We start from the raw sequence: 26,967 nt of genomic DNA on the forward strand, positions 1-26,967 counted from the left end.
AATTAGCAATCAATATCCTCGCCTCTTTGCCACATTTCCAACGCTTTTTTGATGAATTCATCAATCCGTGTTTCAGCAATGTTTGTTGATTTTTTAAACCTAAGGCATCCTTTACCATGATTGATACCCTCTAATAGTTCACCAGATGTATCTACCTTGCTTGCATCTCCGACATATAAGGCTACATAGTTTTTCTGGGCATTCAACTGAAAAATCACACCCTTATCATCCTCATAGCTGAGCATTTTATATTTAATGCCTTCCTTAAATGGATGAAGTTCGAAAAGCATTGATCTGATTTCTATCAATTTCTCTTTCCTCCAGTCGGATTCCAACTGCTCAAGGTATTCTTTCGGTGTTGAAGCGTCGTAAAGCATTACATATTTCGTCTATACTGCCCTCCAACCTCAAACATGGCATGGGTAATTTGTCCCAGTGAACAATATTTAGATGCCTCCATCAAAGCTTCAAAGGTATTTTCATTGTGTAGAGCTGCCTCCTGAAGTTGTTTTAACAGCTCAGCTGATTTACTCGCATTGCCTTTATGCATTTGCCGCAAATTGTGAATTTGCTGCTCCTTCTCTTCCTTCGTTGCACGTATCACTTCATCAGGAATAACAGTTGGTGATCCTTTAGAAGAAAGGAACGTATTCACACCGATTATTGGTAACTCACCCGTATGTTTCAATGTCTCGTAATACATCGACTCCTCCTGAATCTTGCCTCGCTGATACATGCTCTCCATAGCGCCGAGCACGCCTCCTCTTTCCGTAATTCGGTCGAACTCAATCATTACAGCCTCCTCAACCAAATCGGTCAATTCTTCGGTAATGAATGATCCCTGCATTGGGTTTTCATTCTTAGCCAATCCAAGTTCTTTGTTAATGATCAACTGGATAGCCATGGCACGTCTCACCGAACCCTCAGTAGGTGTAGTTATCGCCTCATCGTAGGCATTTGTATGCAGAGAATTACAGTTGTCGTATATCGCATAAAGCGCCTGCAAGGTGGTTCGGATATCATTGAAATCAATCTCCTGAGCATGAAGGGAACGACCGGAGGTTTGAATGTGATATTTCAGCTTTTGAGCTCTCTCATTTGCTCCGTACTTCAGCTTCATTGCTTTGGACCAGATTCTTCTGGCTACTCGCCCGATTACTGCATACTCTGCATCCACTCCATTGGAGAAGAAGAATGAAAGGTTTGGTGCAAAAGCATTGATATCCATTCCTCTTGATAAATAATATTCCACGAAGGTGAAGCCATTGGCTAACGTGAACGCCAGCTGCGTGATGGGGTTCGCTCCTGCTTCTGCTATATGATAGCCTGAGATGGAAACTGAATAAAAGTTTCTGACATTATTGTCAATAAAATATTGCTGCACGTCTCCCATCAATCGAAGTGAATACTCCGTTGAAAATATACACGTGTTTTGTGCCTGATCTTCTTTGAGGATGTCTGCTTGAACTGTACCTCGAACAAACGAAAGAGCCTTGACCTTCATTTCCTGGTAAACATCTGCTGGAAGCACCTGATCACCAGATACTCCAAGTAGCATCAATCCCAATCCATTGTGTCCTTCAGGTAGCTCACCACTGTATGTTGGACGATCCACACCGGCATCTTTGTACATCTTGGCAATTTTTGCTTCGATCTCTTTTTCCAGCCCATTTTCCTTAATGTACTTTTCACATTGCTGATCAATCGCCGCATTCATAAAGAATGAACAGATCGTTGCAGCAGGACCATTAATCGTCATGGAAACAGAAGTAGTCGGATCACAAAGATCAAATCCTGAGTACAATTTTTTTGCATCGTCCAGACAGCAAATGCTTACTCCGGAGTTACCAATCTTTCCATAGATGTCCGGTCGATGATCCGGATCTTCTCCGTATAAAGTCACCGAATCAAATGCCGTAGACAATCTTGCTGCTGGTAGTCCTTTAGAGACGTAGTGAAATCGCTTGTTTGTCCGTTCTGGCCCTCCTTCTCCGGCAAACATTCGGGTAGGATCTTCTCCTTTTCGCTTGAATGGAAATACCCCCGCGGTGAATGGAAACTCTCCCGGTACATTCTCCTGAAGGCTCCAATGAAGAATATCTCCCCAGCCTTCATATCGCGGCAATGACACTTTTTGCAATTTGGTATGTGAAAGCGTCTCAGTAGTCGTTTCCACCTTTATTTCTTTGCCCCGTACTTCGTAAGTATATTCCTCACCTTCATAGTTGGCTTTCTTCGCATCCCACTCTTCTAAAAGCTTCAAGTTGTGCGGATCGAGATCCAATTTCAATTCCTCTTTCGCTTTATCAATAGCTGCCAAAGCATCTTTCTGGTCTTTTAGTATCTCACCTGACTTCTCCAGACTGTATAGCTTCTGCGCAACTTCTTTTTGCTGCAGTGCCTTTTCGTTGTAGCCTCGAATGGTTTCTGTAATCTCAGAAAGGTATCGTGTTCTTTTAGGAGGGATAATGAACACTTTTTCGCTCATTTCTTCGGTACTTTCGAATGATGATTTGAGTTCTGCACCTGTCTTCTCTGCAATCAGGTTCATCAGCGATAGGTACAACTGATTCATTCCCGGATCATTGAATTGAGAAGCGATCGTTCCAAAAACCGGAAGATCTTCCTCCTTCGCATCCCATAGTTGATGATTTCGTTGATATTGCTTTTTCACATCCCGTAATGCATCCAACGCTCCTCGCTTATCAAACTTATTGAGCGCGATCATATCCGCAAAGTCCAGCATGTCAATCTTCTCCAGCTGGGTAGCCGCACCATACTCTGGCGTCATCACGTAAAGTGAAGCATCTGAGTGATCGGTGATCTCTGTGTCTGACTGACCAATCCCTGACGTTTCTAAAATGATCAAATCAAATCCGGCAGCTTTCACTACATCAATCGCATCCTGTACATATTTGGAGAGTGCGAGGTTGGATTGACGGGTAGCCAGTGATCGCATATACACTCGATCGTTGAAGATCGCGTTCATGCGAATTCGATCACCAAGGAGCGCACCACCCGTTTTACGTTTGGATGGATCCACCGAGATCACCGCAATGTTTTTGCCTGTGCCGGAAGAACCTCCGGTATCTTTAAAGTCAACAAGGAATCTACGTACCAACTCATCCACTAAGGAAGATTTACCTGCTCCTCCAGTGCCCGTAATACCAAGTACCGGCGTATTAGCGGCCTGTTTACGCAATGCTTCCATTTCTTCCCGGTATTGATCCGGATAATTTTCAGCAGCTGTGATTACACGAGCAATCGCAGAATGATCTTTCGTGCTGATCCTCTTCACCTGCCCATTAAGGTTTTCACCAACGGCAAAATCGCTTTGCTTAACCAGGTCATTGATCATGCCCTGAAGTCCCATCGCTCGTCCATCATCAGGCGAGTAGATGCGGGTAATCCCGTGTTTATGAAGCTCTTCAATTTCCTCAGGAAGGATAGTCCCTCCTCCTCCGCCAAAGATTTTAATATCTGCACCTCGCTCTTTTAGCAGATCGTACATATACTTGAAGTACTCCACATGACCACCTTGATACGATGTGATGGCAATCGCTTGCGCATCTTCCTGGATGGCGCAATCCACAATCTCCTGAACGGAGCGGTTATGTCCCAAATGAATCACTTCACAGCCGGTAGACTGGATAATGCGACGCATGATGTTAATCGCTGCATCATGTCCATCAAAAAGAGATGCAGCGGTAACAATTCGAATGTGATTCTTGGGCTTATAAATCTTAACTTTTTGGGTCATGTCGCTTCAAAATTTTGGGACAACAAATTTACTGAAAAGGAAGTGGATTTGGAGAGATTTGGTTCAAACGCTGGGATAGTTGAATATCGTTTGGGAGAAGTGAGTGAATACTGAGATTTTATTTGGGAAGTTTGAATTGTGTTGAAGATATAATGAATTCCGTCAGTCCTGATGTTTAAACTGGCATCTAACTCCTAACAAACGGACAATAAACATTTTTAATCCTAAGTTTGAGGCCATGAAAAAACTCTCATCACTAATTTATTTTACTCTGATTCTTTTTACTTCTCAGCTTTATTCTCAATCTGATACAATAACGTTTAGAGGTAATAATATCGATGTTAACATCTTTAAAAAGAATTACAATAAAAATGCATTGTACCAGCAAGGACTAAGATATTACAGAGGTAATGAGAAGTTAAGCAACAAAGAATTCATTCGATTACTCAACTCAAATGAGGAATCTAAAATTGAACTTGACAAGTATATTAAATATAAGAAAACTGAGAATATACTCAGTGGTATTGGAATTGCTGCTATTATAACATCTTGGATAATCCTCGATGAAAATGAAGGGGTTGCAAAAGGTATTGGATACTCGGGTGTTACTTTAATAGGAATGAGTGCTATTTTTTCTCGTAAAGGAAAAAATCATTTGAATAAAGTGATTTTAAACTATAATAGAGATGTTGCCATAAATCCTAATTAGTTCAATTATCTCCAACCCGGACAAGTGACCACTTGTGCTTTTTTGTGTACGTACCAATCCCCCTTACCCCCTTCGCAGAAGGGGGAATACATCCGATTTTTGATCCGTGGAAATCCCCCTTTCTTAAAGGGGGTGGCTTGATTTTGCAAATCAAGCTGGGGGATTCGACGAACCCCAGATAAGATAATTCAACGTAACGTTTCTATTTTTACCTCCATGTACTACCTGCCGTACAATAAGAACCTGAAGCAATTCTCACGCTACCTTCGCAATAATAGCACGCTTGGAGAAGTGTTGCTATGGCAAGAGCTGAGAGCAGGCTCCATTAAAGGTTACAAATTCAATCGGCAGAAACCGCTCGATCAATACATCGTGGATTTCTATTGCAAGAAGCTAAACCTCGTAATCGAAGTGGATGGCAGCAGTCACTATCATGAAGAAGCTCGCCTTCAGGATAAGGCAAGGCAAGAAATCCTGGAAGCAATGGAGTTATCCTTCCTCCGATTTGACGATCTGGATGTGAAGCAAAATATGGCTTTTGTACTAGGTGAAATCTATCATTTTGTAGAATTATGGGAAAGTAGAGAATCCAACTAGTCCCACTCAAAACACCTGCTGGATAGACTTACGATAATTTGATGGGCTTTTACCCGTAAACGATTTGAACTGATCTACAAAATGAGAATAATTGCTAAAGCCACATTCAAAGCAAACCTCAGTAATACTGACCTCTTTCTCTGCCAACAATTTGGAAGCATGCACCAGGCGGTACTCATTTAAAAATTGAGTAAATGTTTTTGAGGTTATCTTCTTGAAATAGCGACAAAAAGAAGTTTCTGTCATACTCACTACCTCGGATATCTCATTTATCGAAATTGACTGTTGGAAATTACTACGGACATAATTTAACACTGCATTCAACCGATCATTATCCTGTGGAGCGGCCACCATCGAGAAACCATTTGCGTTTAAAATACTGTACTCATGAGAAATGGAAAGGTCCCTGAGGATATCTAATAAACTTAAGACCTGATCAAATTTATCTTTATCGGATAAAGCAACAATCTTCTCACCAATATCTTCCTTACTCTTACCGTAAAACGATAACCCTTTCTTCGCTCGTTCAAACAAAGTGCTAATATTTTTCATTTCAGGTATCCGAAGAAACTCTTCACCAAGGAAATCGGGACGCATTTGAATCACAGTTTCACTCTCATGTCCAGACAGGCGGTCTGTAAATCCCTGATGAGGAAGGTTTGACCCGATCAATACCAATTCACCTTCATTGAAATAAGATAAATGGCTCCCAATATGACGCTTTCCCCGGCCTCTATTTACGAATACCAATTCCAGCTCAGGATGATAATGCCAATAGGGACGTGTATTTCTATTTTGCTCTGAAAAATGTCGCACAAGGATTGACCCTTCATGTGGGAATACCACTTTCTCTAAAGGAGGACTTTTGTATTTTTTATTTGATACCTTATGCACTGTTCTATTGAATTATATAACAGTAAAAATCAATTTTACTGTAAAATTCCGCAATGAATTTCACATTTCAATGAAATTCATCTAATAATAGATAATATACCATAGATATTAGAAAATATTCAGGTGATACATACATGCTACTGCCTCTAGGTTTGCATTATTAGAAATTTATAAAGTAGTAAGAAAATGAAAAAGCTAAGAAACTTAGTTATCGCGATGATCTTGATGGTATCAACGATCAACGCAGGTTTAGCATCCGGTGTGGAGCATTCGCTCTTCGTTCACGTAGTTGGTGAAAAACTCATCGATCTCCACCTATCTGACATTAGTGGAAAGGTGAGGTTATACTTAGCTAATGCAGAAGGGAATATTATTCATGAACAAAATTTTAAGGCTAAGAAAGAGATGAAAATTAAAATAGATCTCAATAAAGTTGAAGTGGGTGATTACACTCTCACGCTTAGAGATCAAGCAAAACAGCAATCAGTTCCACTGAATATTAGCAATGAAGAAGTAGTAGTGGATATGAGTCTGCTTTCCAAAACCTACTTCCCTAAAGTGAAAGTAGAGAAAGAATTGATGATGGTACAATTACTTTCTAATGAAACTAATGATTTACATGTGAGTATTCATTCATTTGAAGGGGAATTGCTTTTTGATGACAAAATAAAAGGGGCCGTTGGCCTAATTGGGAAGCGATTTAAATTTTTGCCCGGCAACTACAAATTGACTTTGACCAGCAATGGTTTCTCTGAGGTAAAATATTACTCATTTTGAATAATTAAAATGGATTGTATTTGGTTGAAAATATCCTGCTTTGGCAGGATATTTTTTTATGAAAGCTATTTTATAACAATCCGTTTTTTGGCTTTTAAAACGGCGTTCCCCATCCAGTCAAGTCACCATGATCAGAGTGAGAATAGGAAAGCATTGATTTTCATTGATGAATAATCAATGGGATTCGGACCAATATTTCTAATTTTATCACATGCAAATCATTGGCATAGGCGGCACGAGTCAGTCAGGTAAATCGCTACTGGCGAAGCGATTGAGGGAATACCTATCACCTAAAAAAGTGATGATCTTAGAAATGGACCTGTATGTAAAGGCTGAGAGTGCTATTCCTACGGTTAATGGAACAACTAACTGGGAAGTGCCTGAATCAATTGATTACTCCAGGATTATTACCACGATTGAGAATGGTTTCGAGGACTATGACTTCATTATTGTTGAAGGAATCTTAGCATTTGCTAATGATGAATTGAATGAACTTTATGACACCACCATATTCTTGAATATAACGAAAGAAACTTTTCTTCAAAGGAGAAGACAAGAAACCAGGTGGAATGATGAACCGGAATGGTATATGGATCATGTTTGGGAAACACACAAAAGGAATGGTCAATATTCAAATGCAGACTTGATTTTTTCTGGAGAAAATCTACTCACAGAAGCAAATATGGATGAGATCTTATTAAGAGTCCAGGTGTGAAAGGACAATCATTGATATACATTTTATCTCCGTTTTATATGAAGCATATAATTAAATCAATGAGAAGGATAGTCAATAAAGCCCCATGAAAACAACATTCGAATTTCTGAATCAGTTGACCAAAAACAACAATAGGGAATGGTTCCAGTCAAATCGAGCTAAATACGAGGATTCTTATAACGAAATGATTCTTTTCGCTGATCAACTGATTGAGGAGATGAATAAACATGATGTAATTGAGACATCTGTTGGAAAAAAGAGTCTCTTTCGAATCTATCGGGATGTTCGTTTCTCTAAAGATAAAGCTCCATATAAAACACATTGGGCTGGCACATTACGTAGAGCTGGAGCCAATAGACGTGGCGGATATTATTTCAAAATAAGCAATGAAGAATCATTTGCTATGGGAGGTTTTTTTGGTCCAAATGCTCAGGACCTCCTGCATTTTAGAAATCAAATAGCTTTAGATGCTGATCCGTTGAGAAACGTTATTGAATCTAATGATTTCAAAAATGATTTTGGTGAATTATTGGGAGAGAAATTGAAGACTGCTCCGAAAGGCTTTGACAAAACCCATCCCGACATAGACTTACTAAGGCATAAACAATACATCATCAGACATGATTTTACATTGAAACAAGTACATGATCCAAATTTCCCAGAAATAATGTCTGAAGCATTTAGGAAAATGCGACCTTTTTTGGACTGTATGACAGAAATGATAACTACTGACCTAAACGGGATTCCTTTGGTTTAGTGAAATAGAAAAGCCCCAACCTTTCGGTTGGGGCGTTTACTCGTTAACCTTAAAAACCGTCTTATTGAATAAAATCTATCGTTAAGTTTTTTACGTCATTAGGTACGAATGGATTCATACCAGATAAGTCTACAAAATCTGCACTGAAGCTTTCTGGCTTATTATCAGGACCTGATGTAATGAAACCATTATTGTTGAAATATGCCGGAGAGAGGGCTTCTGCTAAAATGGCATCAATGATACTTTGGTCCAAATCTGCTACCGCATTGATTTCAGACTCCAGAACTGCAAATACTGAATAATCAACCAAAACATCATCCGTGGTAGTTGAAGATGGTGGAAGCGCCAATTTTGCCACTCCTAAGTCAGTAGATTCATCTCCACGTGCTACAAATGCATAATTTCTTCCTCCTGAAAAGTTTGGATCAATAATTTCAATGTTCGGATGATTCGAATTACCCATAACATCAACTATGTCTCCCTTTTTACCTACAAACATCTTCATGTTATCAATATCTCCATTATCTACAGTCTCTAATCCTGAAATGGAAACGGTCATTGTAGCATCGTAATCCAGATCACTTTCACTATAGTCAATTCTGATAAAAGCATCGACAGCATCTTGGCTGTCAAGTCTGTCAATATTATAAGGTTTCAATATTGCTATTCCTACGACTGGATCAGCATTCCAAAGAATCTGTAGTGCCATTTCACTATTTTCAGTGTCGATCATGGTCATTTCATAATCGTATGCAACTCCTCCTCTGGTAACTGACTCAGTAAGATCAATTCTCTTCTCACGACCATCGTCATCACTTTCGAATGTGAATGATCGCACATTCTGAGTTTCCAATGCAACAGCAATCTGTAATGTGAATTTTACGATTTCAGCTGACCCCTCACCTATTTTGATAAAGTGTCTCAGGCTTTCATAAATTTCATTTCCTTCGATTATCCCATCGCCATCTCCTGAAACTCTTCCATTAAGACCACCAGCATTATCACTGATAGACTGTGGAATATCAACAGAAAACTGAGATGGAATATCAATTCTACTTGGAATTTCATCATCATTCGAGCATGCAATCAAGAATGAGAAGCTTACTAATAAGGCAATTAATTTAAATGATTTCATAATTGGTAATTTTAGTAGTACTACAGGTAAGATGAGAAACACCCTACCAGAAATGCTAATTATTGTAAGATAAATTCTTTGAGAGACACTTTGAGTACTAATCATCTACTCAAATGAACGCTTGGTCTAAAAATCAATGATTTAATAAAGACGCAATAAAAGCGAACTCGATTAAGACGCTATTTTCTTAAGCAAGAAGTGGCGTTATTTGTTGAATAAGTTGAAATTTTGCTCTGAAGTTTTATTTGCAGGTTCAGCATTTTCCGGGTCATACCCTTAATCATTGAGGGATTCTAATAATGTTATTCCCCGAGTGATACTTTCTAACTTTCCACTATGAATCAGATAGTACAATTAACACTGGTCGTCAAAAATTATGATGAGGCAATTGATTTCTATACGCAGAAGCTCGGATTTAAATTATTAGAAGATACTACCCTGAGCGATGTGAAAAGATGGGTACGAGTAGCTCCTCCAAATTCAAAGACATCACTTCTATTGGCTAAGGCTGCTAATAGCGATCAATTAATAGCTGTAGGTAATCAGACCGGAGGTAGAGTATTCTTGTTTATGCATACAGATAATTTTGATCAGTATTACGATAATTTAATCAAAAACAATGTCAAAATAATTCGTGAACCTTCTATTGAGGTATACGGTAAGGTGTGTGTATTTGCTGATCTTTACGGAAATCTTTGGGACCTTATAGAACCCAATTAGTTACTTATTCATTTCAAGCCCATGATAGAATACAAAGGCGCAAGCATTCAAGAATTGTTTTTCAAAAAAATTAAAGAAGAAACAGATGAGCAACATCTCATTCAATCGGAATTTGCTCCATCTGAAGAAGAAACGATGAAAAATATCTTTCTGAAGCCTTTTTCAGAAACCATCAATACCTATCAGTTTAAACACGAAGTTGATCTGGAGTTGAATGTTTTGTTTCAGCTTTCCCGAAAAATCTGTTCAGAAGGCAGCTTCAATGAAACACCCGAAGGAATAGTAAGCCATTTAAGAATGAGTTCGCGGCATCCAAATATTAAAGAGGGTGATTTATTCATTGTACGTTTTAGAGATTTAATGTTCGGAGGATCTCCGGTAGATGGTCTTGGAATTTACAAGGTAGAGAAGAAAGATGTTTTTATAGAAACTCCTGACTGGACCAAAGAACCCACATTGTTGTTCAAGGAAGGCATTGGTGAGAAAAAATTAGACAAAGCTTGCTTGATTTTATTCACAGATGACCCATTCACTGTTCTTGCTTATGATAACAATAGCAGCGAAGCTGTTTACTGGAAAAATGATTTCATCAATCTGGATTTTAAGCGTGACCATGTAAATGACACCAATCATTTTCTCCAGATGACTAAATCATATATCACCGATCAGATGCCTGAAGAATTCGAAGTTTCCAAGACCGACCAAATAGACCTTCTCAACAAATCAATCAAGTACTTTAAGGAGGCTGAAGAATTTGATAAGGGGGAATTCGAACTCTCTGTTTTCGGACAAGAAGAGGAAGCAATCAACTCATTCCGCTTCTTTGACAAGCAATATCAAGATGAAATGGATCTGGATCTATCTGATAGCTTTAAGATTGCAGCAAATTCTGTAAAAAAGCAGGCTCGTATTTTCAAAAGTGTTTTAAAACTTGATAAGAACTTCCATGTCTATATTCATGGAAATCGAGAATTGATTGAGCGTGGTGAAGATTCTGATGGAAGAAAATATTATAAGATTTACTATCAAAATGAATCTTGATCTTGTAACTCAAATTATTTACTCACAATTTTTCACATTAAGCTAATGCCTCCAAACTAAAGGAATACCTTAGCTAAATGAACTTGAATAATGTACGCAAGGAGGTGATGAAAACCCTTGAGAAATCGATGGATGAGCTATTGGACAAATACCTCAAGCCAATCGAAAAGATATGGCAACCATCTGATATTCTTCCTGATTCTAACAGCCCCCAGTTCATAGAGGAAATTAGAGATATCCAGGGGCATTCAGCTGAAATGGATTATGATCTTTTTGCGGTGCTTATTGGAGATACTATAACAGAAGAAGCCTTGCCTACTTATGAATCCTGGTTAATGGACGTTGAAGGTGTCGATCAAGCGAGTCAAAAAGGGTGGACTAGATGGGTCAGAGGGTGGACCGCAGAAGAAAATAGACACGGAGATTTACTAAGCAAATATCTGTACCTATCAGGTAGAGTTAACATGCGAGAAATGGAATTGTCAACGCATCATTTACTGAATGACGGTTTTGATATTCAAACTGCGAGAGACCCCTACCGTAGCTTTATCTACACCAGCTTTCAAGAATTGGCAACCAATATCTCTCATAGACGGGTGGCAAGCCTTGCGAAAAAGGCAGGAAATGCACTCCTAGCAAAAATGTGTGGCCTCATTGCATCCGATGAATCTCGTCATGCTAATGCGTATAAAAGCTTTGTTAAAAGCATCTTTGAAATTGATCCCTCTGAAGCAATGCTCGCTTTTGAGGATATGATGCGGAAAAAAATTGTAATGCCCGCCCACTTTTTAAGAGAATCCGGCGGGAAGATAGGCGAGCTTTTTAAGCACTTTTCAGATGCAGCTCAGCGAACCATGGTTTATACCACTCAGGATTACATTGATATTCTTAATTCTCTTCTCAAAGATTGGAATATTGAAAACATTAAAGATCTCAATGAAAAAGCGGAAGAAGCCCGCGATTATTTAATGACCCTTCCAAATAGGCTCCAGCGACTTTCAGAGCGAGTACAGATACCTGAAAAGCAGTATCAGTTTAAATGGATAATATCTTAATATTTAAATCGAACGCTTGTGAAGCTTTTCAACTTTAGAAGAGGTGATTTCCGTCTGGCTTACTGAAGATAATTTTTCGAAAATCACCTGGTTGTTTATCATTTAATAGTCTGAGCGGACCTTTCAATTCTATTAATTCTTGAAATCGTTCCTCTGCCTTACCAAAAGCTATACGATCCGGATAGGTTGTTATGAGTATCAAATGAAACTGTGCATCGTTTGTTGACTCCACCTCAATAATTTCATATGAATCTATATACCCTTTTTCAACAGCCTGCTTACGTAGGACTAGCCAGTTATTTTCATAATAATAAATGGCCTCTTTTCTATTATCATCTAAAATCTGTACGAAATCAATGGTAGAAACTTTTGAAGATTGTCCAGAGAGGGATATTGAAGCTAGTAAGGAGAAGAGGAGTAAATAATTTTTCATTTAAGAATCGCTTGATTGAATTGCTCTTACGTAAACACCACGTCCATGGATGCAAAATCAGTCTTATAAGCGAAATTGATTACCTTAACACAGTTATGAAGATTATAAAGATTATCGGGATAGTACTTGTTTCGCTTTTAATAATTGCATTGATAGCTGGTAAAGCAGCCGGTATTTCTCCCTTGGCATTTAATATGCATGACGCCATTTATTCAGAAAATGGGCTTGCACTTGATGGCTATGATCCAGTTGTTTTAGTTAATAACCAAAAAGCTACTTTAGGTTCAGAAAATTTTCAATCGGAATGGATGGATGTAACATGGCAATTTGAGAGTCAAGAAAACCTCAGTGCTTTTGAATCTAATCCTGAACTATATATGCCAGCTTCAGGCGGCTATTGCGCCTTTGCTGTCGGGAAAGGATTTGCTGCGCCAGGAGACCCAAATTACTCTTACAAAAGTGACAATGGCAAACTCTATCTCTTTTCAAATCAGGATGTAATGGATGATGCCATTAAAAATATGGATCAGGTAATTAGCGATGCTGACGCTAATTGGAAGAACTAACAAACCTTATACGCCAGATTTCCTTCTTACTAATTTTTTTTGATACTTACCTTGTACAATATCAATTACAACTAGAATAAAGATGATAAAGTAGAATGTAGTTTTGCTCATCGGAGTGATATGATTTCCAAAAATGGATAAATGTGCCAAATGCCCTCCTTCAGACAATAGCATCACTCCTACCAGAAATAGAATGAATAAGCCTAAAACCTCATAAAGTCTATTCTTAGCAAGAAATTGCGACACTCCATCGGATAACCAGATCATAAGTCCACCGCTTATGATGATAGCGGTAGCCATGACCCAAAAAACATCACTCAATGCCATGGCACTAAGAATCGAATCGAAAGAGAAAATCAAATTCATGAGCACAATCATTGCAATTGTCTTGCCCATACTCTGAACTCTTTTTTCTTCATTCTCATGTTCTTCCAGATACACCAAATGAAAAATTTCTTTTACTGCAGTGTATAAAATGAATATTCCTCCTATAAGGACAATAAGACTATGAACGCTAATTGCTCCACTAATAAAACCTGAATCTATCTCTATGAAAGGATCTTGAAAATACTTGATGACATTAACAAGGACATATAAAAGAATAATCCGCAAGGCAATTGCGATACCAATACCCAACGTTCGCACCTTTTTTTGACTTTCTGCAGGTGCTCTTTTTGACTCTAATGAAATGTAAAGCAGGTTATCAAACCCTAATACTGCCTGAAGTAAAATGAGCATCAATAAGGTGAATATATTTTCAATCATCATAAAATGGATTTAATTATCAAGAGATGTTAATTAGAATTACGTTTTAAAGACTATCATGAGTTCCGGATTCTCAAATCTATATATAAGTGACTATTTTTAATTGATGCGATTAGTATGCTATGTCTTGTTGATTTTGGTGATCAGCGAATCTCGTGCTCAAGAGAAAAAAAATGAAAAAGAGACACCTATAAAACTAAAAAATGTACCCGAGTACATTTTGAAATGTTTAGAACCATATACATCAAATAAAACTCAGTACTATAGAGAGCGCGATGGCGAAAAAAAGAGCTACGAGATTAAGTTCAAATACCTAAATCGGAAGTATAGTGTTGAGTTTGATGATTCCCTGAAATTGGAGGATGTTGAAATTGAAATTTCCGAGGAAAAGATTGATGAAAATGCAATGAAGAGAATCAAAAAGCATCTGTCCACTTTTGAAAAATTCAAATTTCAAAAAATACAACTTCAAATTTCATCTAATGATGCACCTGATCAAGAGGTGATAAAAAAAGCTATAACTAATCAAATAGGTGATATAATTAATTATGAAATAGAAATTGGAATAAAAGAAAAAGGAGAATGGAGCTTTTTCGAAATGACCTTTTCTCAATCAGGCGAATTCCTATTTCAGAGAGAAATCATAGAAAGGTCCTCGAATAATATTCTTTATTAATGAGTCGATTCTATATCTACTTGATCTTTTTTTTAATGACTTTAGGTGCAACCTCTCAATCGTCATTTGCCTGGGAGAGTGCAATTGCTGTTAACTATTCTTTTAAAAAATGGAGTTTCAATAGCTCCATTGGTCATCGAACATTAAAAGAAAAGATAGATGAGGTAGATAAAACCCGATGGGCTTTTTGGGATGTCAATCAATTCATATCACGGAGATTGACTCCCGATCTTACCTTTTCCGCAGGCTATAAATACCGAAAACTTGACCCATCGGATCACCAAGGTATCAATGAACAACGAGCCACAGAGCAAGTAGCAATGATTCATAAAAATGACAAAATAAGATTAGTTAGTAGAGTTCGATTTGAACAGCGTTTTTTCACCAACACTTTTGAACATAGATATCGCTATAGATTCTCCCTGGATATGCCATTGAGTGGACTCAAGGTAGATGTCAGTGAGTTTTATTTTGTAGCCTCAAATGAGGTGTTGGTTTCGTTTTCAAAAGCTGCAAGGCAGTTGGATAACAGATTCAACCTTGGCGTAGGATACATGTTTTCAACAAATTTTCAGATGCAGCTAGATTTGACACAGCGTTCAGAAAACATTAACTCAAGTACTATGCATATCCCATTTATTACTACGGCTGCTATAATTAAAATTTAAGTGAAGCATTCGTGAATGCGTATACTGTCAAAAATATTAATCTCAAATAGTTAACTTCACTACATTGTGAGTACCAGCTTTGAACATCTCTTTTAAACATATCTTACCATCCACTGACAGGTCGATAAAAATAGAGTTTCGCTTATTTGAAATCATACTTGTTCTTACTGTATTCGTTTTCTCATTTTGGTCCATTTACGGGTGGGTAGTAGGATATGGCCAGTTCATACAAACGATCTACACGAGTGGAATCTTCATATATGGATTTTTATATTACCTCCAAAAGAAAAATGCTGGGTTTCGATTAGTCACACACATATATTATTACCTGGCTATTTTTCTATTAGCCATATCATGGTTGCCTTCTGGAGGCATCAAGGCAGCCATTCCTACTTTTCTTGCCCTTGTTTATCTATCTGGATTATTGGTCTTACCAATAAAAGACTACCTGATCTTTATAATTATCACATTTGGTACTGTACTTGGCTTATCACTTTACGAGATGAGATACCCTGAAGCAGCAACGCCATATGCTAGCAATGATCTACTTATGCAAGATCTCACCATTTCTACACTTACTTCATTAGCGATAATGGGAATATGTCTCTTTATCTTCAAGCGAACCTACATTGATGATCGAAGGGAATTAAGGAGACGAAATAAGGAATTACAGGCAGAAAAACTTAATGCTGAATCCACTGATAAAGCTAAAACCACATTTTTAGCAACCATCTCCCACGAAATGAGAACACCACTAAATGGGATCGTAGGGATGACAGAATTGCTTGCGAAAACAAAGCTCAATCAAGAACAAAAGGAGCTGATTGATAGTCTTGGCTATAGCAGCAATATTTTACATGGTCTCATTAGCAATGTATTGGATCTGACTATTATTGAAGCTGGAAAGCTAGATTTAAATACGTCTGTATTCTCGTCGAAAGAGGAATTAAATGCCATTTGGAAAGTTTTTGAAAAAAAGGTTCAAAGCAACCCCAACCTTAGCATTGAACTTAATATAGATGATGAACTCCCAGACTATTTGAGCGGTGATATTGGTAGAATCAGGCAGGTCATAGTTAATCTTTTTAACAATGCTGTCAAATTCACATGGAAGGGAAATATCACACTCGATGTAGAAGTAATAGGAAGAACAGGTGATGTTATTTCTGTTAAGTTTAGTATTAAAGATACAGGCGCTGGCATACCACTAGACAAACAAGATCACTTGTTCGAGACATTCTATAAAGCGTCAGATTCAGACGGTTATGAAGGTTCAGGTCTTGGATTAGCGATCGTTGAGAAATTAGTAAAACTTATGGGAGGTACGATAAAATTTGATTCTGAACATGGGAAAGGCTCAAACTTTTATTTTACGATACCGCTTGGGGTTGCGCATAAAGATGACACGGAATCCTTTGATAAAATCGTAGTACCAGGATTAGCAGAACTAAGAATTTTGGTTGTAGAAGATGTTGAAATCAATCGATTGGTGGCGCAGAAGATGCTCAAGAATATTGATATACACAAAGTAGATCTTGCAATAAATGGTAATGAAGGTGTAATGAAAGCAACAAAGGAGTTTTATGATATCATCTTCATGGATCTTCAAATGCCAGACATCTCCGGATTCGAAGCTTCAAGACAAATTTCAGAGCACTACAACTTACAAGAAAATAAACCGATAATTATTGCATTAACAGCAAATGCAATGAAGAAAAGTATGGAAGAGTGTCTTGAAGTAGGCATGAGCGATTATATTTTGAAACCGATCAAGACGGAAACATTGAAACAAGTTTTAATGAAATATCTTAAACATTAGAATTTTAATCTCACTTAAACCGTTCATATGCTGCTCTATCCAATGATTCCTGATGAGCAGGATGAGCAATATCAATCATCAGTCTTGCTCTTTCCCTGAGTGTTTTACCGTATAAATCTACTATTCCATGCTCTGTAGCAACATAATGAACATGGGCCCGTGTAGTGACAACTCCAGCTCCTGGTTTCAATATTGGAACAATCTTAGAAGCATTTTTTGCAGTAATAGAGGGTAAAGCAATAATAGGCTTTCCTCCTTTTGATAATGCTGCACCTCTTATAAAATCCATTTGCCCCCCAACACCGCTATAAATACGTGTCCCAATGGAGTCAGCACATACCTGACCGGTAATATCAATTTCAATAGCACTATTGATACTGGTCATTTTTGGCAGCTTCCTTATAACTGCTGTATCATTTACATATTGGATGTCCAGCATTCTAACACCGGGGTTGTCGTCAACAAAATCATATAATTTTCTTGAACCCAACAAAAACCCGGAGACAATCACTCCCGGATGACTGGTTTTGTATTTATTGGTAATGACGCCTTTATCAACCAATGGCAATATCCCATCTGAAAACATTTCAGTATGAACTCCAAGGTCTTTATGACCATCCAAATACCGAAGTACTGCATCTGGAATGGCTCCTATCCCCATTTGTAAAGTAGCGCCATCTTCGATAATGCCAGCAACATGTTTACCAATTTGCTTTTCAACTTCTGAAAGATCATGAGGTGGGATTTCTGGAATGTCTTGTTCCTCCTCAATAAACGCATCAAACTTGCTAATATGAAGCAAACCATCCCCATGGGTCCTTGGCATTTTTGGATTAATCTGGGCAATCACCTTTTTGGCAACATCTACTGCTGCTTTTGATGCATCAACAGAAATACCTAACGAACAATAACCATGTTTATCAGGTGGTGAAACCTGAATTAATGCAACATCTAATGGTAATACACCATTTCGAAACATGTGTGGAACTTCACTCAAAAAACTAGGAATAAATTCGGCCCTTCCATCATTTATGGCACTCCTTACATTGTGCCCTACAAATAATGCCTTCACTTTAAATGATTCACGATATTTGATATCTGTATATGGAGCCTCACCCTCCGTATGTAATTCATATATCGTGACATCCCTTAATTCATCACCTCGATGAGTCATAGCGTTTACAAGCGCTTGTGGTGCTGCGCCAGCAGTGTGTATAAATACCGCCTCTCCAGATTCAATAATTGACACTGCTTCCTTAGCTGATGTAGATTTATAATTATTCATACTCATTCATTTTCCATCGCGAATTTTAACATACATTTCCTTAATCAATAGAACATATATCAGATCCATACATAACTTGAATCATATAATTAATCAAACTGAGATTTACATCCAGATTTGAAAGGTTTCATTTTTAATCTATCTTATAAAATAAAAACCTTGAAATCCGATCACATACCCTTGTCCGTATGTAGCTACGTCTATTAACCAAAAGAACGAATATGTTATCAGAAAAAACATCCACATTGAAATGGAGAGAAGTTTATAGCCTAGCGGCACTTAATGCAGCTGTAGTGATTAGCTGGATTGCATACCATGAGTACCAGCCAGTTCTTATGGAGAAGATTGGAATTACTCACTTAGTAGATTTTCTAATCATAGCTAAGGCTGTTATATTGGTTGTTATACCTCCTATAGCGGGATGGCTGGCCGATTTGATCATGAAAAAGAATGGGAAATATATGATCATATTTACAGTCGGTATTGGCGCAACTGCTATGGTATTTATGGTTGTAGCATCGCTTATAAGTACGCATCACTTGATGGATGTGCAGGCCATTTTACCATTCATGATCGTCATGTGGTTGATTTGTATGAATCTTTTCATCAGTCCTGCCAATTCCATGATTGAAGCGTTTGCTCCTGCTAAGAAACTGCCAATTGTCATGGGGGTTTTATTTCTTGTGACGGAGCTTTTATATGCTTTGGAGCCCGTAATCGTTGCGCTAGTCACGTTCTTTGGTGATACCCTTACATTTATTGTTGGAGGAGTGCTAATAGGTGGATCGGGCTTTATTTTTCATCGAGTGTCAAGAGACGAGGTGCTCCAACGAAAAACCGAACTAATGCAGAATGATCGAGTGAAAAATCAAAGTCTTATCTCATATGTTGCAATATTGATGGTCGGCCTATTCCTGGGAATTGGGAAGGCATTTTTGGTGGAATTTTTCCCAGGCCACTTTGCGAATTTATTTCCAGATATAGGAGCGTATGGTGATTATATATCTTTCGCCATTTTAGGTTTGTGTGCGATTACAGGATTTCTTATCAGTAAGCAGATTGCAAAAGCCAACCTTAGAAAAGTAATTATCACCAGCTTTATTGTCCTATTTATTGGTGTAATTGGAATGTTCTTAACAGAAAATCTATATCTGACGATCATTACGGCTTTGATCATTGCCGGAGGATTCACTACCCTTAATATCAGTGGGCTACCATTCGCCATCAGGAACTTGTCAGTGAGGCATGTTACCTATGGGGTTGGTATTTACATCGGTGCATCAGAGGTCATAACAGGACTGTTTGAATATTTATATCAATAATATCTTCTTAATCGATATTGATAAGTCCTTCTTAATGAAGGACTTTTTTTATGGTTCACCCTGAAAAATAGCTGGTTCACAGATATTTTTTTTCACTACTTTGTCAATCGATCACTTTTGGCTCATCATTCAAACACAAACTATTATGAAAAAGAGATCAATATTCCTACTGGGTATACTAGCCATCATTTTTAACTCCTGCGTTTATTCGCTATTCCCCATTTACACAGAGGATACGATTGTATTTAAGAAAGAATTATTGGGAAAATGGAGCCTCGAAGACGATGGAACTCAGCTACTTTTTGAGACCATGAGTAGTGATAATGCCAACACTTCTGAAAAGAAGGATAAATACTCAATTGAAATCAATGAGGGCTTCACAATGAGCTCTGAAAAGCCCCTTTTCATCACCCAGGATGGAAGAAAGATTTACGACGAGGACAGTATCAAAATGATCATGCGAGAGCGGATTGCTGAGAATAATCAGAAGTCTTCCGCATCCCGACCTTCAAGCCCCTCTAAAGGCAATATTGAAGAGGAAATCAAAAGTTTTGCTCAAGGAGACAAGCTATCTTCTACGGGTATAGATTATGAAGGGTCAGTGGCTGTTTACGAAGAAGGAAGTTACAAACTAACAGCAACGGATGAAGACGGAAAAAAGGAGGCATATGTAGCTCATCTGGTAGAAATCGGGAATGATCTTTTTATGGACCTATACCCTATCAAAGAGTATGACTCAAAAAACATCTCAGATAATTTCTTTCCTGTTCATACTTTCTATAAGGTAGAAATTACTGAAGATCAATTTACCCTTATCCATTTTGACATGGATAAACTGAATAAGCTATTCGAAAGTAATCTAATCCGCCTGAGACATGAGAATGTTGATGGGACCATTCTTATCACAGCTCAGCCAAAAGAACTACAAAAGTTCATCGATAAGTATTCAGACGATGAAAATGTTTTTGATGCAGTGGAGATGTATAAAAAAGTTTCCTAATGAATCCTTTTAAAATTTTCATATCTAAAAAATGGGTACAGCACCTCGCCTTCTGGGTGCTGTCCTTTTACTTCATTGGAAGCTATTTTTCCATTTCCGGTTTTCTAAAGTTCATTGACTTTATCTATTCTGGTTTTTTCCACATCCCACTTGTGCTACTAGTATACATCAATATCAGGTACCTGATACCAAAATTCCTCCAAAAGGAAAATTACTTTCCATTTATATTACTCAGCATATTCAATATCGGATTGGCTTATTTCATCCACGAGTTATTATTCGAGATCATTATTCCGACTATTCCTGAAGAGTTTGTTGGAGTCTTTTACATCGTATCCTTCACCGACATTCAAGTACTGATAGCCATTTTTGGAAGTTATGTGGTAATAACAACTCTTCTAAAGCTTTCTAAGTCCTGGTACGAACTTCAACAACTGGAAAAAGAGAGGCTTTCATTGGAGCTCAATTCACTTAAAATGCAGATCAACCCTCATTTTTTATTCAACAGCCTAAACAGCATGTATTCTCTTGCTAGAAAAAAGAGCGAAAAAGCACCGGATGCCATTCTACGTTTATCCAACCTCATGCGCTACATGATTTACGAAGTGTCTGAAGAAGTACCGCTATCCAAAGAAATTGACGCTATTCAGGATTATTTGGATCTTCAAAAATTGAGGTTAGAAGAGGACGCTAATATTACTTTTGCTGTCGAAGGGGAAACAGAACACCAAATGATCGCTCCCCTGTTATTCTTTCCTATCATTGAGAATAGCTTTAAACACGGCCTGAAGGGTGATAAAGGCACTAACTTCGTCAGTATCATGATTAAAAACACCCATACTGAATTGACTTTCCATGTCACGAATAACAAAGGAACAACTGATCATTCCGAAGAAGGAAAGTATGGAGGCATTGGATTAGCCAATGTTAAGAAGCGGCTTCACCTCATTTATGGAGACCTGGCTCACATGGAGGTGAAAGATGCAAATGATTCTTTTGATGTTTTAATTAAAATAAAGTGGAATGATTAGATGCCTGATCGTAGATGATGAACCACCTGCAAGAGAAGTACTGGAATCTTATGTGGCAGACCTCCCAAAGCTTCAGCTGATTGCCAGCTGCACGAATGCTGTTGAGGCACTGGAGTGGCTGGACAAGGAATCCATTGATCTGATTTTTCTGGATATCAATATGCCTAAGCTATCAGGCGTCAATTTTTACAAGTCACTTTCAAAGAAACCAAAGGTGATCTTCGCAACTGCTTACCCAGATCATGCTGTTGAGGGCTTTGAGTTGGAGGCGGTGGACTACCTACTCAAACCTTTCTCATTTGAGCGTTTTGTTAAAGCAGTAAATAAAGTAGATACTGGAAAGAAAGAAGAATCTGGAGATTTCATCATGCTCAAGGCAGACAAGAAAAATCACAAAGTCAACTTTGATCAGATTTTATATTTTGAGTCAATTGGTGATTATGTCAAAGTCCATCTGAAAGACAAAACCTTGATTATTAGTGAGACCTTACGTAAACTCGAGGAAATCTTACCTGACACATTTTTGAGAGTACACAAAACCTACATTATTTCGATTCCTTGCCTTGAATATGTAGAAGGTAACCAGATCAAAATTGCAGAAACAAAAATCCCAATAGGGCAATCCTACCGGGATAGAGTGAATGAAGTTTTTAGGAAGTGATCACACTATTTTTTTGCGAAAAATTCATCATAAAGCACAATACCCTCCAGACTTCCTACCCTTTTCAACTTAACCCGATCACTTTTTAAGACAATATTCCAATTATCAGGATCGAATCCCTTTTTATCATAGTCTTCCAAAAATTCATAAACCTTATTCAATCGAGGATCAGTATCCTTAATCTTCTCTTTTTCTTTACTCTTCTCCTTACCCTTGTCTTTGTTTTTATCTTTATCTTTCTCTTTCTCTTTGTCTTTGGTAACGATTTCAATTACACCATCCTCTCCTTTCTCACCGTACTTACTCTTTGCCTTTTCTCCCTTTAGCACAGTGATATTATCTATTTCAGATAGATCAAGATCTGCAACATCATCAACTTCTTCTCCATTAAGAATATACATTGGTTTTTTGCCAGATAAAGTCATTTTTTCTAACCCTATCTCTAAAAGCGCTCCGTCTGATTCTTGTTTACTATCCTTAAATTTTAGCTTTTCCTTCTTAATTTTCTCTTCCATCAGTCTCTGCTCTTCTGCTTCTTTTTGGAGCTGATAGGCTTTTCTTTCTTCCTCGGTAGCTTCTCTAAGCCTCTCATTCGCTCGTATCTCATCGACTTTTGCTTGTTCTGCCTCCTCCTTTGCCACTAACATTTTCTGCTGAGCAGCTAGTTCTTGTTCTTGTCTATGAAGTGCTTCCTGACGTGCTTCATTCTCACTGGAGGGGGTTTCCTTAACCCTTGGTTTAAAATCATAATCTTTTATATAACCAGCTGGATCAACGTACTCCCCATTTTTCTTCACCTCATAGTGAAGATGGGGTGCGGTAGAAGCCCCAGAATTTCCGGACAATGCGATCACGTTACCCTTTTTCACTTCATCACCTTCTTTTACTTTGAATTCTGAAAGCTGAGCATAACGTGTGACCATTTTATCTCCATGATCTATGGTTAATAGATTCCCATAGCCCTCTTTTTTTTCTACCTTGGCCACAGTGCCATTAGCAGGAGCTATGATCTCTGTTCCTAGCGGACAAGAAAAATCAGTTCCTAAATGCATCTTTTTCACCTTGTAAATAGGATGCATTCTCATTCCATACCCTGAGGTCATTTTTACCTTTTCGATATCTTTAATAGGCAAAATGGATGGAACATTAGAATCTTGTTGATCTGACTTGGAGAAGTTCGACAACTTGAAATCTGGCATACTAAGTCCATTGCTAGGACCAATTAAACCAGCTATCTCCGAACTTAGGTCATGGATTGGAGTAATGGCTTCCTTGCTTGAGAAAGCGAAAATAACCGATACCAATACTGGCAAAGTCAGTGCATATAACAGCACTGAGTATTTATTTTTTTGTTTGTTCATCATAACAATTCGTTTTTTAATCATTGAAAAATTGAAATGACTCACCAAACCAGAATATGTAGCATGATGCAGCTGAGAATATAACACCTCCTGATAACCAATCGGATCATTGAACTGATTAATTACCGCTTCATCTGCCTGAAATTCATGGATTTCAATGAGTGCGTTTCGATACAAATAGATGAAGGGATTAAACCAAAACAGCGAAACAAGAAAATCCAATAGCAGCCGGTCAATCGAATGACGCTGCTTGACATGCACACACTCATGGGCCAGGATTTGATCGAATGCATTTGAACCAAAGACGTCTTTGGGAATAAACACATTTGAAAAGAAACTAAACGGACGAGTTTGTGACGTCTTAAAAAGTTTAAACCATCGTTTTTTTACATATAATGAATGTTTTTTGAGTTTTAGAATAAAGAATAGATACATCCCTGATCGAATGAACAAGATGCATGTAACTAGCGTGTATACTAATGGGATAAAATGCCATACTGAGAACAGAACCTCCTCACTTTCAGCGTTGACTGGAACCACTTCTAACTCTAATGCCGATTCCTGCACCCACACAATCACAGGGGATTCTACAAGCGGTTGGATCGGCATTCGTTCGGGTATCTGAATGAAAGGAATGATAAAACTTATGACCAAGGCTGCAAGCAAAAACAATCGATTCAAGCCATGCTGGATCGAATTCCGCAACACTAATCTGTAAAATCCATAGAAAACAACCTGTATCACAAGCACCTTTCCAATATAGATCAACACTTCACTCATTACTTACGCTGGGTTATTTGTTCATCAATCAGTTTACGTATGGCCTTTAACTCTTCCACAGAAAGCTCTTCCTGGCTGGCAAAGAAAGAAGCGAATTTTTTAGCAGAGTTGTCAAAAAAGCTACTCATTAGACCATTCATAGATTGACGAGTGTACTTCTCCTTAGTAATTAGCGGGTAGTATTCCCGCGACTTCCCATGAGTTTCAAACCCGACAAACCCTTTTTTCACCAATACATTGACTACAGTTGAAATTGTAGTGTATGCAGGTGCCGGTTCCGGGTATTGCTCTACAATGTCCTTTAGGTAGGCTTTTTCCAGCCCCCACAGGATCTGCATGAGTTGTTCCTCTGCTTTGGTCAATTCCTTCATGACACAATACTATAACTATAATTATAATTATACAACTATTTTTATAGTTATAAATATTTTTTCTCAGAAGTGTAACAAATTGAATAGACTTTGCATCCAAGGTCCAAAAAATTCTAAAAAAATGAAAAAGCAATTAATTACATTATCATTCATCACAATTTGCATATCAGCATTTGCTGGACCTGCTATTAAAGTAGAAAAATCAGGAAGCGGCGAGCCAATTCTGTTCTTGCCAGGCTTTACCAACCCCGGATCTGTATGGCAAGAAACCATTCGAAACATGGAAGGCACATTCGAAAACCATCTGATTTCATACGCAGGGTTTAACGGCATCCAATCGATTGAAATGCCTTGGTACAGTACCATAAAAAGTGAACTGATAAAATATATCGTCGAAGAGGACTTGACTGATCTGAACATCATTGGTCATAGTATGGGAGGAACTTTAGGGGCTGATATTGCTGCAGAGTTACCTGATCGCATCAAACGATTAATTGTAGTGGATGGCTTGCCATGTATGCGGGAAGTAATGATGCCGGGAGTTGCTGCGGATCAATTGCAGTATGAAAGCCCTTACAACAATCAAATGCTGTCAATGACAGATGAAGCATTTAAACAAAATGCAAGTATGATGGCCAAATACATGACATTCAGGGAAGACAAGGTTGAAACACTGACACAGTGGATTTTAGACGCAGATAGAAAAACATATGTCTACGGATATACAGATTTATTGAAATTGGATATCAGGGAATCTTTATCAGCAATTAAAGCAGAAACACTTGTCATTGCAGCCTCTTTTCCGGATGCAAAGACGGTGCAAGAAACAGTGGAGAGCCAGTTTGAACGTGTACCGAACAAGCAAATACTGATTGCAGAGAACAGTAGACACTTCATCATGTTTGACCAGAAAGATTGGTTTTATGAAAAAGTAAATAGCTTTCTAGCTAAATGAAGGAAACAAACCAAACGGCCTTTCAAGAATTATTTGATAAATACCGATCCATGGTAGCACAGTTGTGCCTTGGGTATGCCAGCGGGGACTATGATTTAGCAAATGATCTTACTCAGGAGGTATTTATCAACACATGGAACGCGATGGATAGATTTGAAGGCAGGTCTTCATATAAAACCTGGATATACCGAATTACAGTGAATACCTGCCTTCAGTATCATCGCAAAAACAAAAAACAAAAACACAGTCCGATTGGTGAAGTAGAAGTTGGTATTGAGGTTGAAGAAACAGGATTAAAGGAAGAAAGAGCCAATGACCTATACAAAGCAATTGACCAATTAAACAAAATCGATCGATTGATCATAACAATGGTATTGGAGGAATTGGAATATGAAGAGATCGCAGAGGTGATTGGAATTTCTGAAACCAACCTTAGGGTAAAAATTCACCGGATCAAAAAGAGACTAAAAAAACTAATGAGTAATGGATGAAGAATTGAAAAAACTCCAAAACCAATGGAAGGATGCTAAATCTTCCATTAAAAGTGCTGACATTGAAATTAGTGATATCATTGAAAAGGCAAAGAAGAATAAGAAAAATGTGCTTTATGCTCACTATGGGAACATGCTGATTCTTACAATGGCACTCATCATGATTACCACTTTCTTTTACTACGTCACCCCTTTTCAGCAATTGATCAGCAAAATTGGTGTAGTGCTTATGATTGGCGGGCTCACGCTTCGGATTTTGATTGAATGGATAAGTTCAATTAGATCAAAACAAATAGATTTAACCGAACACGCAATCAGGAGTGTTGACAACTCATTAAAATTCTACCAGTTTAGGAAAAGAATTCACGGACCTGTGACAGTCACCATAGTAGGACTTTACACACTGGGATTCTACATGCTTACTCCAGAATTTAGCAAATACATTGATTTACAATGGATGATCATCATGGATGTGGGATATGTAATTGGTGCTATTATACTAATCACACAGATTAGAAAAGGGATTAAAAAAGAGATGGTGGAGTTAGCTGAAATTGTTCAGATGAGGAAAGAGCTGACAGCTTTATAATCCGAACAGCCTATCTTGCATTATGTTGCGGTGG

General features: G+C 38.0%; 28 protein-coding genes. 19 read left to right on the forward strand and 9 right to left on the reverse strand.

Going from position 1 to position 26,967, the window contains the following annotated elements; genetic code table 11:
- Positions 1-2: 2 nt before the first annotated feature.
- Entirely contained in the window at positions 3-377 is a 375-nt protein-coding gene (locus ACOMC3_RS13145; RefSeq protein ID WP_420316352.1) for a DUF1801 domain-containing protein, read from the reverse strand.
- The gene (locus tag ACOMC3_RS13150) at positions 377-3,760 is read right to left on the reverse strand and encodes a methylmalonyl-CoA mutase family protein (protein WP_420316353.1); all 3,384 of its coding nucleotides are present in this window, start codon (positions 3,758-3,760) and stop codon (positions 377-379) included. The genes ACOMC3_RS13145 and ACOMC3_RS13150 overlap by 1 nt, the downstream gene beginning before the upstream one ends.
- A gap of 238 nt (positions 3,761-3,998) precedes the next feature.
- Between ACOMC3_RS13150 and ACOMC3_RS13155 the strand changes: the two genes are divergently transcribed.
- On the forward strand, positions 3,999-4,469 hold the full coding sequence (locus tag ACOMC3_RS13155) for a hypothetical protein (RefSeq protein ID WP_420316354.1): 471 nt from the start codon (positions 3,999-4,001) through the stop codon (positions 4,467-4,469).
- Positions 4,470-4,685: 216 nt separating this feature from the next.
- Positions 4,686-5,066: an endonuclease domain-containing protein gene (locus tag ACOMC3_RS13160; RefSeq protein WP_420316355.1), complete on the forward strand. Its 381-nt coding sequence runs from the start codon at positions 4,686-4,688 to the stop codon at positions 5,064-5,066.
- Between the two features lie 6 nt (positions 5,067-5,072).
- On the opposite strand, the gene ACOMC3_RS13165 is transcribed toward ACOMC3_RS13160, so the two are convergent.
- On the reverse strand, positions 5,073-5,960 hold the full coding sequence (locus ACOMC3_RS13165) for a helix-turn-helix domain-containing protein (RefSeq protein WP_420316356.1): 888 nt from the start codon (positions 5,958-5,960) through the stop codon (positions 5,073-5,075).
- Between the two features lie 186 nt (positions 5,961-6,146).
- Here ACOMC3_RS13165 and ACOMC3_RS13170 point away from each other — a divergent pair, with 186 nt between their 5' ends.
- The 3 genes from ACOMC3_RS13170 (at position 6,147) to ACOMC3_RS13180 (ending at position 8,209) form a co-directional block, all read left to right on the forward strand.
- Positions 6,147-6,737, forward strand: a complete 591-nt coding sequence (locus ACOMC3_RS13170) for a hypothetical protein (protein WP_420316357.1) — start codon at positions 6,147-6,149, stop codon at positions 6,735-6,737.
- 211 nt (positions 6,738-6,948) lie between these two features.
- Entirely contained in the window at positions 6,949-7,452 is a 504-nt protein-coding gene (locus ACOMC3_RS13175) for a uridine kinase family protein (protein WP_420316358.1), read from the forward strand.
- Between the two features lie 85 nt (positions 7,453-7,537).
- Positions 7,538-8,209: a DUF2461 domain-containing protein gene (locus ACOMC3_RS13180; RefSeq protein ID WP_420316359.1), complete on the forward strand. Its 672-nt coding sequence runs from the start codon at positions 7,538-7,540 to the stop codon at positions 8,207-8,209.
- Positions 8,210-8,270: 61 nt separating this feature from the next.
- On the opposite strand, the gene ACOMC3_RS13185 is transcribed toward ACOMC3_RS13180, so the two are convergent.
- Entirely contained in the window at positions 8,271-9,344 is a 1,074-nt protein-coding gene (locus ACOMC3_RS13185; RefSeq protein WP_420316360.1) for a hypothetical protein, read from the reverse strand.
- 336 nt (positions 9,345-9,680) lie between these two features.
- Between ACOMC3_RS13185 and ACOMC3_RS13190 the strand changes: the two genes are divergently transcribed.
- From ACOMC3_RS13190 to ACOMC3_RS13200, 3 genes are all read left to right on the forward strand, one after another.
- Positions 9,681-10,064, forward strand: a complete 384-nt coding sequence (locus ACOMC3_RS13190) for a VOC family protein (RefSeq protein WP_420316361.1) — start codon at positions 9,681-9,683, stop codon at positions 10,062-10,064.
- A 21-nt stretch (positions 10,065-10,085) separates the two neighbouring features.
- Positions 10,086-11,105 carry a nucleoid-associated protein gene (locus ACOMC3_RS13195; protein WP_420316362.1) on the forward strand — a complete coding sequence of 340 codons (1,020 nt, stop codon included), beginning with the start codon at positions 10,086-10,088 and terminating at the stop codon, positions 11,103-11,105.
- A 77-nt stretch (positions 11,106-11,182) separates the two neighbouring features.
- Positions 11,183-12,160 carry an acyl-ACP desaturase gene (locus ACOMC3_RS13200; RefSeq protein WP_420316363.1) on the forward strand — a complete coding sequence of 326 codons (978 nt, stop codon included), beginning with the start codon at positions 11,183-11,185 and terminating at the stop codon, positions 12,158-12,160.
- A 34-nt stretch (positions 12,161-12,194) separates the two neighbouring features.
- Here ACOMC3_RS13200 and ACOMC3_RS13205 read toward each other — a convergent pair whose 3' ends face one another.
- Positions 12,195-12,593, reverse strand: a complete 399-nt coding sequence (locus tag ACOMC3_RS13205) for a hypothetical protein (protein WP_420316364.1) — start codon at positions 12,591-12,593, stop codon at positions 12,195-12,197.
- 95 nt (positions 12,594-12,688) lie between these two features.
- On the opposite strand from ACOMC3_RS13205, the gene ACOMC3_RS13210 reads away from it, so the two are divergent.
- Entirely contained in the window at positions 12,689-13,159 is a 471-nt protein-coding gene (locus tag ACOMC3_RS13210) for a YHS domain-containing (seleno)protein (RefSeq protein ID WP_420316365.1), read from the forward strand.
- A gap of 6 nt (positions 13,160-13,165) precedes the next feature.
- Here the strand turns inward: ACOMC3_RS13210 and ACOMC3_RS13215 are convergent, their stop codons facing one another.
- Positions 13,166-13,927, reverse strand: coding sequence for a TerC family protein (locus ACOMC3_RS13215; protein WP_420316366.1), 762 nt, complete (start codon positions 13,925-13,927; stop codon positions 13,166-13,168).
- Between the two features lie 103 nt (positions 13,928-14,030).
- Here ACOMC3_RS13215 and ACOMC3_RS13220 point away from each other — a divergent pair, with 103 nt between their 5' ends.
- From ACOMC3_RS13220 to ACOMC3_RS13230, 3 genes are all read left to right on the forward strand, one after another.
- A complete protein-coding gene (locus ACOMC3_RS13220) occupies positions 14,031-14,600 on the forward strand; it encodes a hypothetical protein (protein ID WP_420316367.1) in 570 nt (189 codons plus the stop codon).
- A complete protein-coding gene (locus tag ACOMC3_RS13225) occupies positions 14,600-15,268 on the forward strand; it encodes a DUF2490 domain-containing protein (RefSeq protein ID WP_420316368.1) in 669 nt (222 codons plus the stop codon). Before ACOMC3_RS13220 ends, ACOMC3_RS13225 begins: the two co-directional genes overlap by 1 nt.
- 79 nt (positions 15,269-15,347) lie before the next feature.
- Positions 15,348-17,087 carry an ATP-binding protein gene (locus ACOMC3_RS13230; protein WP_420316369.1) on the forward strand — a complete coding sequence of 580 codons (1,740 nt, stop codon included), beginning with the start codon at positions 15,348-15,350 and terminating at the stop codon, positions 17,085-17,087.
- A 10-nt stretch (positions 17,088-17,097) separates the two neighbouring features.
- On the opposite strand, the gene ACOMC3_RS13235 is transcribed toward ACOMC3_RS13230, so the two are convergent.
- Complete coding sequence (locus tag ACOMC3_RS13235; protein WP_420316370.1) at positions 17,098-18,372, reverse strand: acetyl-CoA hydrolase/transferase family protein; 1,275 nt, start codon at positions 18,370-18,372, stop codon at positions 17,098-17,100.
- Between the two features lie 221 nt (positions 18,373-18,593).
- Here ACOMC3_RS13235 and ACOMC3_RS13240 point away from each other — a divergent pair, with 221 nt between their 5' ends.
- The 4 genes from ACOMC3_RS13240 to ACOMC3_RS13255 all read left to right on the forward strand — a co-directional run bounded on the left by ACOMC3_RS13240 (position 18,594) and on the right by ACOMC3_RS13255 (position 22,386).
- Positions 18,594-19,694 carry an MFS transporter gene (locus tag ACOMC3_RS13240; RefSeq protein ID WP_420316371.1) on the forward strand — a complete coding sequence of 367 codons (1,101 nt, stop codon included), beginning with the start codon at positions 18,594-18,596 and terminating at the stop codon, positions 19,692-19,694.
- Between the two features lie 145 nt (positions 19,695-19,839).
- A complete protein-coding gene (locus ACOMC3_RS13245; RefSeq protein ID WP_420316372.1) occupies positions 19,840-20,694 on the forward strand; it encodes a hypothetical protein in 855 nt (284 codons plus the stop codon).
- A complete protein-coding gene (locus ACOMC3_RS13250; RefSeq protein WP_420316373.1) occupies positions 20,694-21,725 on the forward strand; it encodes a sensor histidine kinase in 1,032 nt (343 codons plus the stop codon). Before ACOMC3_RS13245 ends, ACOMC3_RS13250 begins: the two co-directional genes overlap by 1 nt.
- Positions 21,718-22,386 carry a LytR/AlgR family response regulator transcription factor gene (locus ACOMC3_RS13255; RefSeq protein WP_420316374.1) on the forward strand — a complete coding sequence of 223 codons (669 nt, stop codon included), beginning with the start codon at positions 21,718-21,720 and terminating at the stop codon, positions 22,384-22,386. The genes ACOMC3_RS13250 and ACOMC3_RS13255 overlap by 8 nt, the downstream gene beginning before the upstream one ends.
- A gap of 5 nt (positions 22,387-22,391) precedes the next feature.
- Here ACOMC3_RS13255 and ACOMC3_RS13260 read toward each other — a convergent pair whose 3' ends face one another.
- The gene (locus tag ACOMC3_RS13260; RefSeq protein WP_420316375.1) at positions 22,392-24,527 is read right to left on the reverse strand and encodes a peptidoglycan DD-metalloendopeptidase family protein; all 2,136 of its coding nucleotides are present in this window, start codon (positions 24,525-24,527) and stop codon (positions 22,392-22,394) included.
- Positions 24,527-24,898 carry a BlaI/MecI/CopY family transcriptional regulator gene (locus tag ACOMC3_RS13265; protein WP_420316376.1) on the reverse strand — a complete coding sequence of 124 codons (372 nt, stop codon included), beginning with the start codon at positions 24,896-24,898 and terminating at the stop codon, positions 24,527-24,529. Before ACOMC3_RS13265 ends, ACOMC3_RS13260 begins: the two co-directional genes overlap by 1 nt.
- Positions 24,899-25,019: 121 nt before the next feature.
- Here ACOMC3_RS13265 and ACOMC3_RS13270 point away from each other — a divergent pair, with 121 nt between their 5' ends.
- The 3 genes from ACOMC3_RS13270 to ACOMC3_RS13280 are packed head-to-tail and all read left to right on the forward strand — an operon-like array spanning position 25,020 to position 26,933.
- Complete coding sequence (locus ACOMC3_RS13270; RefSeq protein ID WP_420316377.1) at positions 25,020-25,853, forward strand: alpha/beta fold hydrolase; 834 nt, start codon at positions 25,020-25,022, stop codon at positions 25,851-25,853.
- Positions 25,850-26,344 (forward strand): RNA polymerase sigma factor, encoded by a 495-nt coding sequence (locus tag ACOMC3_RS13275; RefSeq protein WP_420316378.1) that lies wholly within the window; start codon positions 25,850-25,852, stop codon positions 26,342-26,344. The genes ACOMC3_RS13270 and ACOMC3_RS13275 overlap by 4 nt, the downstream gene beginning before the upstream one ends.
- Positions 26,337-26,933, forward strand: coding sequence for a hypothetical protein (locus ACOMC3_RS13280; RefSeq protein WP_420316379.1), 597 nt, complete (start codon positions 26,337-26,339; stop codon positions 26,931-26,933). Before ACOMC3_RS13275 ends, ACOMC3_RS13280 begins: the two co-directional genes overlap by 8 nt.
- Positions 26,934-26,967: the final 34 nt, after the last annotated feature.

This window comes from Ekhidna sp., assembly GCF_965212185.1.
Taxonomy (GTDB): domain Bacteria; phylum Bacteroidota; class Bacteroidia; order Cytophagales; family Cyclobacteriaceae; genus Ekhidna.